This window comes from Pseudonocardia sp. (assembly GCF_025965585.1).
In the GTDB taxonomy this organism is placed as follows: Bacteria; Actinomycetota; Actinomycetes; order Mycobacteriales; family Pseudonocardiaceae; genus Pseudonocardia.
Map to the genome: position 1 here is coordinate 1 of NZ_JAOPWR010000380.1, position 12,732 is coordinate 12,732.

At 71.3% G+C, this 12,732-nt stretch carries 10 protein-coding genes and 4 pseudogenes; 7 read left to right on the forward strand and 7 right to left on the reverse strand.

Annotated elements, in window-relative coordinates; translation table 11 throughout:
• Positions 1-154 precede the first annotated feature (154 nt).
• Positions 155-343 (reverse strand): hypothetical protein, encoded by a 189-nt coding sequence (locus JWR81_RS23485; RefSeq protein WP_297657115.1) that lies wholly within the window; start codon positions 341-343, stop codon positions 155-157.
• Between the two features lie 441 nt (positions 344-784).
• Between JWR81_RS23485 and JWR81_RS23490 the strand changes: the two genes are divergently transcribed.
• Positions 785-2,485 (forward strand): GAF domain-containing protein, encoded by a 1,701-nt coding sequence (locus JWR81_RS23490; protein ID WP_297657118.1) that lies wholly within the window; start codon positions 785-787, stop codon positions 2,483-2,485.
• 52 nt (positions 2,486-2,537) lie between these two features.
• On the opposite strand, the gene JWR81_RS23495 is transcribed toward JWR81_RS23490, so the two are convergent.
• Positions 2,538-3,107 carry a hypothetical protein gene (locus tag JWR81_RS23495; RefSeq protein ID WP_297657121.1) on the reverse strand — a complete coding sequence of 190 codons (570 nt, stop codon included), beginning with the start codon at positions 3,105-3,107 and terminating at the stop codon, positions 2,538-2,540.
• A gap of 67 nt (positions 3,108-3,174) precedes the next feature.
• Positions 3,175-3,732 (reverse strand): hypothetical protein, encoded by a 558-nt coding sequence (locus JWR81_RS23500; protein WP_297657124.1) that lies wholly within the window; start codon positions 3,730-3,732, stop codon positions 3,175-3,177.
• A gap of 700 nt (positions 3,733-4,432) precedes the next feature.
• On the opposite strand from JWR81_RS23500, the gene JWR81_RS23505 reads away from it, so the two are divergent.
• On the forward strand, positions 4,433-4,849 hold the full coding sequence (locus JWR81_RS23505) for a pyridoxamine 5'-phosphate oxidase family protein (protein ID WP_297657127.1): 417 nt from the start codon (positions 4,433-4,435) through the stop codon (positions 4,847-4,849).
• Between the two features lie 210 nt (positions 4,850-5,059).
• Here the strand turns inward: JWR81_RS23505 and JWR81_RS23510 are convergent, their stop codons facing one another.
• Both JWR81_RS23510 and JWR81_RS23515 read right to left on the reverse strand, forming a co-directional pair.
• Complete coding sequence (locus JWR81_RS23510) at positions 5,060-5,623, reverse strand: CBS domain-containing protein (protein ID WP_367278838.1); 564 nt, start codon at positions 5,621-5,623, stop codon at positions 5,060-5,062.
• 691 nt (positions 5,624-6,314) lie between these two features.
• Positions 6,315-7,327, reverse strand: a pseudogene (locus JWR81_RS23515) (hypothetical protein).
• A gap of 74 nt (positions 7,328-7,401) precedes the next feature.
• On the opposite strand from JWR81_RS23515, the gene JWR81_RS23520 reads away from it, so the two are divergent.
• From JWR81_RS23520 to JWR81_RS34500, 5 genes and pseudogenes are all read left to right on the forward strand, one after another.
• Entirely contained in the window at positions 7,402-8,424 is a 1,023-nt protein-coding gene (locus JWR81_RS23520; protein ID WP_297657133.1) for a nitroreductase family protein, read from the forward strand.
• 76 nt (positions 8,425-8,500) lie between these two features.
• Positions 8,501-9,232 (forward strand): annotated as a pseudogene (gene otsB / locus JWR81_RS23525) (trehalose-phosphatase); the annotation flags it as partial.
• Positions 9,233-9,345: 113 nt separating this feature from the next.
• A complete protein-coding gene (locus JWR81_RS23530) occupies positions 9,346-10,242 on the forward strand; it encodes a universal stress protein (RefSeq protein WP_297657145.1) in 897 nt (298 codons plus the stop codon).
• On the forward strand, positions 10,239-10,796 hold the full coding sequence (locus JWR81_RS23535) for a flavodoxin domain-containing protein (protein WP_297657136.1): 558 nt from the start codon (positions 10,239-10,241) through the stop codon (positions 10,794-10,796). Before JWR81_RS23530 ends, JWR81_RS23535 begins: the two co-directional genes overlap by 4 nt.
• Positions 10,797-10,844: 48 nt before the next feature.
• Positions 10,845-11,195: pseudogene (locus JWR81_RS34500) on the forward strand (PspC domain-containing protein); the annotation flags it as partial.
• Positions 11,196-11,455: 260 nt separating this feature from the next.
• Here the strand turns inward: JWR81_RS34500 and gap are convergent.
• The gene (gene gap / locus JWR81_RS23540) at positions 11,456-12,475 is read right to left on the reverse strand and encodes a type I glyceraldehyde-3-phosphate dehydrogenase (RefSeq protein WP_297657139.1); all 1,020 of its coding nucleotides are present in this window, start codon (positions 12,473-12,475) and stop codon (positions 11,456-11,458) included.
• Between the two features lie 45 nt (positions 12,476-12,520).
• Positions 12,521-12,732 (reverse strand): annotated as a pseudogene (locus JWR81_RS23545) (hypothetical protein); the annotation flags it as partial.

Here is a 12,732-nt window from a genome sequence, read left to right on the forward strand (position 1 = left end):
CCCGCCGGGCCAGCCCCGCCGCCACCGACGGCGCCCGCAGCCACGACTCCAGCACCTCGCGATCCCGCGGCGGCACGTCCACGGTCACAGTCAACGCCACAAGCCATGATCCCGTGAACCGGTGCCGAAGTAAAGTTATCTAGTTACCGCGACACTAGTTGCCGGACTCGTCGAACAGCAGGTTGAACCGGAGCTCGACCTGCACAGGAGGCTCCGCCAAGTGTGCCGGATCGGTGATGATCTCCCCGTCGACCCGAACCCAGCGGTCGCTCAGGTGATGCATGGCCCGGTCCTGCGTGATGCCCGCCTCCAGCAGCCGCTCCAGAACAGTTCGATCCGCCACTGCTGTACTTCCCGAAGTCGCCATCGGTCGGTCACCGCCTCAAAGATGTGTGGAGAATGAAGGAAATATGGGTGCCGGTCCCGGGACATCTCCCGCTCGCCGACGTCCCAGCATCGCCCGGCCAAACTCGTCGCAGCAGAGGCGAAGGTCCCGCATCGCCGCGCAGCACGCCCTGCGCCTACCCGCGTGCACGACTACCTGATCCTTTCTGCCCGACCGAGGCCCGACGACTGGGGCAGAAGGTCTCGATCCGAATGACGTTGTGCCACGGACGACAAGGCAGAGACCCGTATCGAATGGCGCATGGACTCCGAGTGGCCAGCCGACACAGACGGCACGGCGGTGATGCGGGCGTAGGGTGGCGCCAAGCTGTCCCAGACCCCGGCAGGCCACCATCCGATGTGCCGGGCCGCTGCGCGCCCGAGCAGGAGGGCGCCTCGCATGGATGATCCTCCGCTGACGTTCCCGGACCTCCCGCGCCTGGAGCTGGACCAGCTGCTGGCGCAGCTCGTCGAGCGCGCCCACGAGGTGATCGGCAGCCAGGGCCGCCTGCGCGGGCTGCTGCGCGCCAACCAGATGATCAACGGCGACCTCGCCCTGCCCTTCCTGCTGCGCCACATCGTCGACGCCGCACGGAAGCTGGTCGGGGCCCGCTACGCGGCACTCGGGGTCAACGCGCGCACCGGCGGGCTCGCACAGTTCGTCCACGCCGGGATGTCATCCGACACCGTCGAGGGCATCGGCGAGCTGCCGCAGGGCAAGGGGCTGCTCGGGGCACTGGTGGAGGACCCGGTGCCGATCCGGGTCACCCGGATCGGCGACGACCCCCGCTCCTCGGGATTCCCCGACCACCATCCGCCGATGGACAGCTTCCTCGGCGTCCCGATCCGCGTGCGGGGCGAGGTGTTCGGCAACCTCTACCTCTGCGAGAGCAGCAGTGGGCAGTTCAGTGCCGAGGACGAGGACCTCGTCACCGCGCTCGCCGCCACCGCCGGCGTCGCGATCGCCAACGCCCGGCTCTACGACGTCGCCCGCGAGCGCCAGGAATGGTTGAGCGCCTCGGCGACGATCACCCGCAGGCTGCTGTCCGCCGATCTCGGCGACCCGCTGCAGCTGGTGGTCGACCTCGCCCGCGACGTCGCCCACGCCGACCTGGTCGCGGTGGCGCTGCCCAGCACGGACGGGGCCGCCCTCCGCGTGGACGTGGCCGTCGGAACCGGCGCCGACGACGTGATCGGTGTCCGCATCCCGGTGGAGGGCTCCCTGTGCGGGCGGGTGCTGACGACCGGTCGCGCGCTGCGCGACTCGTGGCAGCAGGAGAGCCCCGGTCTCGGTTCCGCCGTGGCGGCCGATCTGGCGCTCGATCCGGTGCTGATCGTGCCGATGGTGGGGACCCGGCAGGTCAACGGCGTGCTGATCGCGGCGCGGCTGCAGGATCGGGCCACGTTCACCGACGACGACCTCGACATGGTCAGCGGGTTCGCGAACCAGGCCTCGCTGGCCCTCGAGCTCACCGATGCCCGCGCCGAGCAGCAGCGCGCCGCCGTCGCCGACGACCGCGACCGCATCGCCGCAGACCTGCACGACCACGTCATCCAGCGCCTGTTCGCCGCCGGGCTGTCACTGCAGAGCGTGGCCAAGCAACTCGGCACGGACACCCCGGCGGGCGAGCGGATCGCCGAGAACATCACCAACCTCGACCAGACCATCAGCCAGATCCGCACCACCATCTTCCAGCTCAACCGCACGACCGGAGCTGTCGCCTCCGGGCTGCGCGGCCGGGTCCTCGACGTGCTCGCCGACGTCACGCCCGCCCTGGGCTTCAGCCCCGAGACGCGGTTCAGCGGTCCGTTGCAGAGCAGCGTGCCCGACGACATCGGCGAGGATCTCGTCGCGGTGCTCCGCGAGGCGCTGAGCAACATCGCCCGGCACGCCCATGCCCGGTCCGCGGTCGTGGACATCAGCGTGCACGACGAGCTCACCCTGCGCGTGGTCGACGACGGCGTCGGGATCCCGGCCACCACCCGACGCAGCGGCCTGGCCAACATGACGGCGCGCGCGGAACGCCACGGCGGAACACTGCACGTGGGCCGCGGCGAGCGCGCCGGAACGACGCTGTGCTGGACGGTGCCGATCACCTAGTGCGGCGTCGATCGTGCCGCTGCCCGGGTCGTGGATGCCCGGGAGGTGGCGTTCAGCCCGCGGTGACGTCGAACTCTTGGCGCATCCCGTCGGCGTAGTGGTTGGCCAGATTGCACACCAGCTCGTACCGGCCGATGGGCAGGGTCATCGTCGTCCACCCGACCGAGCCGGACGTGATCCCGTCCCCGCTGTCGGCCGCACAGCTGGCAGAAGCTTCGCCCAACGCCCCGGCCTCGTCGATCCGGCCATCCGAGCCCGTGACGAGCCGACCGGCTGGTGATCCCGCCGAGAGCGGCAGGATCAGCAGCTCGTGGGATCGCCACCCCATGTTCTGGGCCACCAGGCTGATCCGACCTGCTACGACGGTCGACGGTGTGCTGCGCAGCATCATCGGTACACCCAGCGGGCCGGTACCCCCCATCATCGACCCCATGCCCGCGTCCGCGAGCATCACTGTGACGGTCTGGCCGGGCAGCGACGACGGGGCCCCGCACCGCGAGCGCGAGTAGACGTGTCCGGAGTCGCCGCTACCGTTCATCATCCCTGGGCCCGGCACCGCGCACCCGGCCAGAGCCGCAACGGCTACGCCACCCAATGCCGTCGCCATGAACTTTCTGTTCATGATGGAAGCCTCATCTCCGTCGATCTCCGGCGGTAGGGGCCAACGGCCCAGGCGACTCCGGTCGGACTCAGGCGATCCAACGGACGCGGCGCACCAGCGGCGTGGCCGCCCAGACCCGGCCCAGACCCAGGGTGTTCCCGGCCCCCAACAGGGCCAGCAGCACCAGGACACCGGCGTAGACGAGGTGGTCGTCCATGAAGGGGTTGCTCGCCGGCGGCAGCACGGCGGCCCACATCAGGACCGTCACCAGCACGCCGACGACGGCGACGAGGCGCATGCCGATACCGAGCACCAGCGCCACCCCGAGGGCCAGCATCGCGGCCATGAACAGCACGTCGACGACGCCGTTGCCGGCGATGGCGTGGAAGAAGTCCGCGAACGGGCCCTTCGCCGACCCGAGGAAGCCCTTCGTCGGGCTCCCCCCGTTCAGCCAGGACTTGGCCGCGGTCGTGTCGTGACCCAGCCCGAACAGCTTGTCGAAGAAGGCCCAGAGGAACACCCAGCCCAGCGCGAGTCGGATGCCCGCGAGCAGGTAGCGGGTGGCGGAGCCGAGCTGTACCTCGGTGGGGCCGGTGGTGTCCACGACGGCGGTGCGGTCCCTGGCGATGTCGACCAACGAACTCACGTTCCTTCACGATCGGAGCTACGGTGCCCTCGACGCCGACGGCGTGGAGTTCCCCAACGATCTGCTGAGCCGCAGTGGTGCGGGCAGGGCCATTGGTCGCCATCTCCCCCGCCGTTGGACGGCGGACTCCCGGACCCACAGCAGGCCGTTCGGTCAGATGGGATCGCTGACGCCGTGCGGCCAAAGGTTCGTCCGTGAACGTGCCTTTGGCCGCGAAGCGGCCCGGAGGCCACGACCGTCGCTCCCCAGCTCGGTCATGACCTCCGGGCGTGCCGGAGATGGTCAGCGACATCACCCGTCTCGGTACTGCGCACTCCGATGGTGACGAGGCGCTGCGCACCACGCGACGACATCGCTCCCCAGCGACGGTCCGCGGCTGCTGGCAGCTCCCCGCCACACTCCGGCACTACCGACCATCGCTGCCGGGGGCACCGCACCCGGCAGGGGTCAATGTCCCGCGATGATCGCCGACCGGCCCGTAGCACTACGGACGCACATCCGACCGGCGACCCGACCCTGATCTTTTCGCGATGCGGCCCCGGCGCGCGATCGTGACCGGGCACGGTGCGAGCAGCGCACGCTGGAGGCCGAACGAGCCGGACAGCGAGGCGGACGGGCGCCCGGAACAGGACGTCTGACACTTCTCAGTACTCCCCCAGTAGCGGACAGTCGGACTCGACGCAAGAAGATCGGAGACCAAATGATCGAGACCACGGCATTCATCGAGTTCACGAGGGCCAACTGCCTGGACCTGCTGGAGAGTGGGACCCGCGGCCGGGTCGTGTTCACCCATGCAGCCATGCCCGCTGTGCAACCGGTCAGCTACATCCTGGACGACGGCGAGGCCGTCTTCCGCGTCACTCGCGGAAGCCCGCTCGCCACCGCCACGCACGACGCCGTGGTCGGCTTCCAGGTCGATCACATCGACCCGGATACCGGAGCCGGATGGAGCGTGCTCGGCGTTGGACAGGCGTACCAGGTAACCGACCCGGGACGGCGGGTCGCATTCACCGACCGGGTCCACGGGTGGGCGCCCGACAGCCGTGCGTTCATCGTGGCCGTTCCCCTCCAACAGCTCACCGGGAACAGATTCAGCTCAGCGACTGTCGACGGCTGACCGGGCCGGACGCCGCAGGGCCATCGCTACCTGCCTTAACCATGAGTCCGGGCGGCCGCCGGAGACAGTCGGGTCGTCGGTCGCCGATCCATGCCGCCGCCGTGATCGATACGGCCCCACGTATACGCCGTGTTCGCCCTCCCGTTCCAACGGGGCTCCACCGCCCCGGTGTGCTCCATCTCAATCGCCACATCTCGGGACTGACCCGGTCTACGGCTCCAGCTCACCGTTCCGCGGACCCGTCGCGCACCTCGAGGCGGCACGCGGCACCCTGCGCGACTGACGGCTGCGGGCGTGTGCCGCATGGGCGAAGCGCACGTCCGTCACACCGATCACGGAATTGGCGATCGACGTGACGGCCTCGCCATCGACCGGGTCGGGCTCGTGCCCCGCGAGGACGACGTCGCCACCGCGGACGGTCACGAGCCACCGGCCGAGGCCCAGATTTCGGGCGAGTCGGCACCGGATGTCATGACCGATGTCCACGTCGTCCCGTGCAAGAGCACGAATCAGGTCCCGCTCAGAGACGGTCCCGAGCAGCACACCGTCATCGACCACCGGGAGAGATCGGAGCCCCGTGAGGCGGAGGACCGTGATCACTTCCGACAACTCGTGCTGGGGATGAGCGAGGAGAGTGTGCGACCCGACGGAGTCCGGCCCGTTCACAGGCATCACCGGCACATCGCACACTCGCATCCGTCCCCCTTTCCCACGACCCGCGGCCCCGTCGAGCGGAGCCGCCTCCCTCGCGCCGAGCGAGGGCAGGAGCACCATCAACTTGGCATGCCGGCCAGCTCCGTTCCTGCGCGCTGACCGTGTGCCGCTGCTGGCAGGCCCATCCGCCTACCGACCGATGCTGTGCAACACCGGACGGAGCATGACTACGGCCGCCGGTGGGTCGGCCGCATCACCGCACATGCCCGCTCCAGTCGGGTTCGACCTGGCCCATTCCCGCTCCCACTCAACGGTGTTGACGACGCCGTCAGCCGGCGCACCCACATCCAGATGCCGACGAGGACCGCCCCGCCCAGCAGCAGCACGTCGAACCCGACCAGCGCCCCGTTGACCCACGCATCGGCGGCATTCGTCGGAGGCGTGGTCACCGTCCCGTCGCGGTCGACCCACACCGGAACCTCGGTCCCGGCCGGAGAACCCGACATGGCATCGACACGAGCCGTATGTGGCTCGCCGTCCACCCCGATCCACCGCCCAGGCCGTCGGGCCAACACTCGCGGGCCCGCTGATCCGGTTGGGAGCGGCCTCGAGCAGAACGGCCCGGACCTCGATCCGGTCCAGGCTCTCCACCCTGGCCAGCTCCATCATCCCCGTCTGAACGGAGAGGCCGGACGCCCACGACCCGACGAGAAGCACGAGGCTCGCGGCCATCAGCAGCCAGGCGACGACGTCCTCGACGCGGTCGGTGACCCGCGCGCGACGCCGCTCGGCTCGAGCCCGGGCCGCGCGGTCACTGCGCACCGGATTCACCGGGCGGAGCGTCTCCGGTGTCGGGCCGTCGGTCAGCTCGATCCGGAACCGCCCCCACAGCTGCTGCCAGGCGAGCTCGTGGCTCGGCGAGCAGCTCGTCGAATCCCGGTGCGGCGCCCAGCAGCTCCTCGGCGGTGGCCGCCGGTGCGGAGATGGCGACGTCGCGGGAGGTGACCAGCGCGGCGACCTTCTCGACGGCCACCGGCTCACCCGCGCGCAGGTCCACCTCGAACTCGTGCCCGACCCGTGACGGATCCCGGCTCAGCCGGCCGGCGGAGTCCCCGTCCGCCCGGGTGCGGGTCGCCACGGCCACCACCAGCCCGGACTGCGTCGTGCGGGCGACGAGCACGACGGTGCCGGCCCGGCCCGGCTCGCTGGTCGCCACGACGTCGAGGTGCCGGCTCGCCATGTCCCGGTACCGCGCGACCCCGGTGTTGCCCACCGAGCCGTCGACGCCGGACGCCACCCGCAACCGCCCGCTCCAGTCCTCCGCGGTGAGCACGGTGTGCAGCCCGGCCAGGTGCCCCTGGGCCATGTGCACGAACCGGCGTTGACGCACCGACGTGCGGCGGCCGGCCGCGTCGACGAACCGCACCTGCCGGCTCAGGACGCCGCGGCGCAGGTCCAACGTCAGACGGTGGTACAGCACCTGCACCCGGGACAGGTCGATCCGGTCGTCGTCGCCGAGGCGAAGCGCAGGTCCAGCCAGTTCGGCAGGTTGACGATGCTCTCGTTCTCGACCATCCGGCCGCCGACCTCGTCGCTCAGGCGGTTGTAGCAGCCCGCCGCGTAGGTACCCGGGTGGTGGACATCGTCGGCGCCCGACTCGGGGGCGGCGCCGCGGGTGGCGAACCGGCCGTTGCCCAGCGTGCACAGCGCCTCGCGGCGGCCCTCGTCGGTGGGGTCCCAGCCGTCGAACTCGAGCGTCAGGCGTCGGTCATCCGGCCTCCTTGCCTCCCTGAGGACGCTAGGGAGCGGCCGGGCGGTGAGGATGCGGGCGAAGGTCCCCCGCCGGGTGGGACCTACGCCCCTTCAGCGCCGCCGGGCGCGCGGGGAGAGTGCTGGTCATGGCTTCTGCTGCGCCACCCGTCTCCCTGCCCGACGAGGCCACGCTGCTTCGCGCGGTCCAGGCGGCGGTGCGCGCCCCGTCGGTGTACAACTCCCAGCCGTGGCGGTGGCGGGTCGACCGCAAAGCCGGGATCGATCTGTTCGCCGACCGGGACCGGCACCTGATCACGATCGACTCGGGCGGCCGCGACCTGCTGCTGAGCTGCGGTGCGGCACTGGCGCACCTGGTGGTCGCGCTAGCCGGCCTCGGCCTCTCGGCTCAGGTGGACCGCTTCCCCGACCCGGAGGACTCCGACCACCTCGCCCGGGTCCGGCCGACGGAGGCGACCCCGACGGAGACACAGGTGGCGGACCTGGCCCGCCTGGCCCCCGCCATCCTGCTGCGCCGCACCGACCGTCGACGCTTCGCCGCCGCGCCGGTGGATCCGCACCTGCTCGACACCCTCGTCACGCACGCGGACCGGTGCGGAGCGGACCTGTATGTGGTCACCGGGGCAACCGCCCGGACCCGATTGATCGAGACCATCGCCCGGTCGGCGAGCCTGCAGCGACAGCAGGCCGGCTACGGGGCGGAGCTGGCCCGGTGGACCGGGCGCTACAGCGCCGCAGCGGACGGCATCGAGTCCAGCACCATCGCCGCCGGGATCGACCTGCCCGGCGACGTCCCGATGCGGCGGTTCACAGCGGGGAGACTGCGCCAGCCGACCCACAGCCTCGAACACGCCGACGCCTCGGTCCTGATGGTGCTGTCCGCCCGCAGCGACGACCGCCTCGGCACGCTGCGGGCCGGGGAGGCGGTCGGCGCAGTCCTGCTCGCCGCCACCGGGATGGGACTCGCGACCACACCTCTGAGCCAGCCGCTCGAGGTCGCCCGCACCCGTGACTGGGTCAGCGAGCACCTCGTCGGCGCCGCGGTCTTCCCACAGCTCGTGATCAGGGTCGGATGGCCCGACGAGCACGCCGCGGCACTCCCGCCCACCCTCCGGCGGGGCGCCGACCACGTCCTGCTCCGGAAGCCGTGACAACACAGATCCTGCGCAGTCTTCCCCGCGCGCTCGACGACGACGGCCCGCGCGATCGGCTGGCGGTCGCCGGCCTGCGGTGTTCCTCGATTACGACGGTGTCCTCACGCCGATCGTCGACCGTCCCGAGGACGCAGTGATCTCCGCAGGCATGCGAGCCACGGTGCGGGCTCTGGCCTTGCGTTGCCCGGTGTGCGTGGGTGAGCGGACGCGACCGGCAGGTCGTGCAGGAGCTGATGGGGATCGACGACCTCGTGGTGGCCGGCAGCCACGGCTTCGACATCTGGAGCCCCACCACAGGCTCTGTCGCCAACGACGCCGGCTCCGGATTCGAGGATCTCATCGCGAGACGACCGACCGGCTCCGCGCCGGAGTCGCCACGATCCCGGGCGTGGTCGTCGAGCAGAAGCGTGCATCGGTGGCCGTGCACTACCGACTCGTCGCACCGTCGGACCGCGCCCGTGTCACCGCCGTGGTCGACGCGCTGCTCACCGAGCGACCCGACGAGCTCAAGCTCACCCCCGGAAAGATGGTCCACGAGCTCCAACCGAACATCGACTGGGACAAGGGTCGAGCGGTGCTGTACCTGCTCGCCGCCCTCGAACTCGACGCCCCCGAGGTCGCGGCGGTCTACCTGGGCGACGACATCACCGACGAGGACGCGTTCCGGGCGCTGCGGGGCCGGGGTATCGGCATCATCGTCGGCCGGCCGGACGATCCCGAGATGGCCGGCCGCGACACCGCCGCCGACCTTGTGCTCGCATCCCCCGCCGATGTGCAGCAGTTCCTGACGACGCTGGCGCGATGAGGGTTCCGGGACGTTGGTCCCGTCCGGACGGGACCGGCAGCCCTGAGGATCGCGGGACCGAGCGGCGACGCTGGACGAGGGCCGCGTCCGCGAATCCGGAGGAGGGTGGCGTGATGGACGACAGCAAGGACGACCGGCCGATCGTGGTCGGGGTCGATCGGTCCGACTCGGCCCGCGACGCCGTCGGATGGGCCGCCGATATCGCGGCGATCCTGCGGACGCCGCTGCACCTGCTCACCGTGAACCCGGACGAAGGAGCTGACGCGGCGATCCCGGGCTGGCTGGCCGAGCTGCGCGACGCCGCCGTCCGGACGGGGGCGGAATCCGCGGTCGTCGAGGTGGCATCGGGTGGCGTGGTCGAGGTCGTCGCCGACCGGGCGCGTCGGGCCCGGATGCTGGTGCTCGGCAGCTACGGCGAAGGCGCCTGGTCGGGCATGCTCGCGGGCACGGTCGCACTCACCCTGCTCACCCGTGTCGACTGCCCGATCGCTGTGATCCGCGGAACCGCACCACAGGTCCCACCGCCCCGCGGTGGCCCCGTCGTGGTGGGGGTCGACGGTTCGCCTGCCAGCCGCGCCGCGCTCGGGCTCGCCGCCGACCTCGCCACGACGCTGGGCAGCAGGCTCGTCGCGGTCCACGCGTGGAGCGACATCACTTTCGGCGCCGACGGCGCCGCCCGCCGCAGTCGCGAGGACGACTCGGTCCATGCCGCTCATGCTGCCGCGGTGCTCGACACCGAGCTGCCGGCGGTCACCCGGGACCACCCCGGCTTGCAGGTGCACCGCGTCGTCGTCGCCGACACGCCGTTGCGAGCGCTCCTCGCAGCCGCCGACGGTGCGCGGCTGCTCGTGGTCGGGCACCGCGGCATCGCCGCGGGACCGGGCAGGAGCCTCGGCTCGACCAGCCGGGCGCTGATCGAGTTCGTGCCGTGCCCCGTCGTGGTGACCGGGCACGAGGCCCACCTCCAGACGGCCGCGCACGCCAGACAGGTGACCGGGGCATCGTGGTGACCACGGTTCTCGTCGCCGTGGCCGGCAAGCACGGGGCCACCGCCGAGATCGCCGGCGAGATCGCGGACGTGCTCCGCCACGAGCTGCCCGCCGCCGACGTCGAGGTGCGCGACGCCGCGGACGTCGGCGACCTGAGTCGCTTCGACGCCGTGCTGGTCGGCAGCGCGATCTACATGGGCCGCTGGCTGCCCGCGGCCCGGCATCTCGTCGAGCACCACCGAGCGCCGCTTGCGGCTCTCCCGGTGTGGATGTTCTCCAGCGGCCCACTGGGCGACCCGCCACGTCCCCTCGACGACCTGGCCGAGGTGACCTCCCTGGGCGCCACGATCACGGCACGCGGTCATCAGGTCTTCGCCGGTCGCCTGGACCCCGCCGACCTGCGGTGGACCGAACGGCTCGCCGTGCGCGCCGTCCACTCCCCCACCGGCGACTTCCGCGACCACGACGCCGTCCGCGCATGGGCGGTCGAGGTGGCCGCGGGCATCCGGGCGCCGGTCACCGGGACCTTCGCCCCTGTCCCGCCTCTTTCAACCGGAGAATCCTCGATCCCATGATCCACGACGAGAACGACGGCGACGTACAGCGGCAACCGACTTCGGCGCAGCCGTCAGGACCGTGTCCTCGGGGGCGTCTGTGCCGGAATCGCCGAGCAGCTCGACCTCGACCCCCTGCTGATCAGGATCGCCGCCGCGGCGCTGGCCCTCGTCTCGGGCGGCATGGCGGTGTTCGCCTACCTCGTCGTGTGGGCGGTCGTCCCGAACGGCGTGAACGGGCGCGCAAGCTCGGGGGCGACGCGGTTGCGGACAGCGCCGTGCGCGACAGCTGGAGCGCAGCGGGTGCCGAGTGGCGATCGCTCGCGACCGAGCTGCGGCGACCCAGACCGGTATCGGTCTCCGACACCGACGCCACACGGCAGGAACGGTCCCGGACCGCGGCGGTCGACGCCTCGATGACATCACTCGGTGATCGGCTGCGCGACCCGGACGTCCGAGCCGGCGCCTGACGCTCGGCGGCAGGTCTGCCCACGGCGGTCGGGGCCAGCGGGCGCCTCGCGATGCGCAGGAGCACTACGGCCCCGATCAGCCGGCCGAAGCCCGTCAGCGACCTGTGGACGAGGGGACGGGCCGAGCGCGCTGACCCCTCCCCTGCCGGAGAACAGCGGTCCGGGTAGCGACCGGCCGTTGCGGGCCGGAGCGGAACGACCGGGCTCCGATCATCGATCGGGCAGGGTGCGGGCGACCATCTCGACGAGGTCGATCGTGCGCTGCGCGTAGCCCCACTCGTTGTCGTACCAGCCGAACACCTTGGCCAGGTTGCCCGTCACCGTGGTCAGCCCCGCGTCGAACACGCACGACGCCGGGTCACCGAGGACGTCGGAGGAGACGATCGGGTCAGTGGTGTAGCGCAGAAAGCCCTTGAGCCTGCCATCCGCGGCCACCGAGAAGGCCCGGTTGATCTGCCCGACCGTGGCCTCCTCGGCGAGTTGCACCGTGAGGTCCACCAGCGACACGTCCGCCACCGGGACGCGCACCGCGATCCCGTCGAGACGCCCCGCCAGCTCCGGCATGATCTCCGTGATCGCCCGCGCGGCACCGGTGCTGGTCGGGATCATATTCACTGCGGCCGCTCGGGCCCGGCGCAGGTCCTTGTGCGGGCCGTCCTGCAGATTCTGGTCCCCGGTGTAGGCGTGCACGGTGGTCAACAGGCCGTGCTGGATGCCGAACGCGTGATGGAGGACCGACACCATCGGAGCAGCGCAGTTCGTGGTGCAGGAGGCGTTGGAGATCACGTCGTGCTCGCGCGCGGAGTAGGTGTCCTCGTTGAGCCCCATGACGATCGTGGCGTCGAGGCCCTTGCCCGGCGAGGTCAACACCACCTTCCGGGCGCCACCGTGGGCAACGTGTGCGCCGGCTCGCGTCCTGTCGCGGAACCGTCCGGTTGCCTCCACGACCACATCGACTCCCACCAGACGCCAGTCCAGGTCCTCGGGCCGGGCGTGGTCGAAGACGCGGATGAGGTCCCCATCCACGCTCAGATTCTGATCGTCGGTCTCGATCTCGGCGGGCCACCGTCCGTAGGTGGAGTCGTACCGCAACAGGTGTGCCAGCGTCGGGATCGGCACCAGGTCGTTCACGGCCACGACCTCGACTCCGCAGTCCGCACGCCCAGAGATACCGCGCAACACGGCCCGCCCGACCCGTCCCATTCCGTTGATACCTACGCGAACGCGCATGTCTGAACTCCCAGCCGTGGTGGACAGATGTCGAGGGGGTGCCGATCAGGACCCGGTCGGAACTGTCCCGTTAGGAACTGTGCCGGTGGGGGTTGCGCCGTTGGCCGCAGGTGCCTGCATCGGGAAGGCGACGGAGGCCGGGCCCGGCTGCGCCGCTGCGGCGGCCGTCTCCCGGGCCAGGAACGACCCCAGCTCGCCGATCGTGCTCATCAGCGGCGCCGGGAAGACGACGGTGGTGTTCTTGTCGACACCGATCT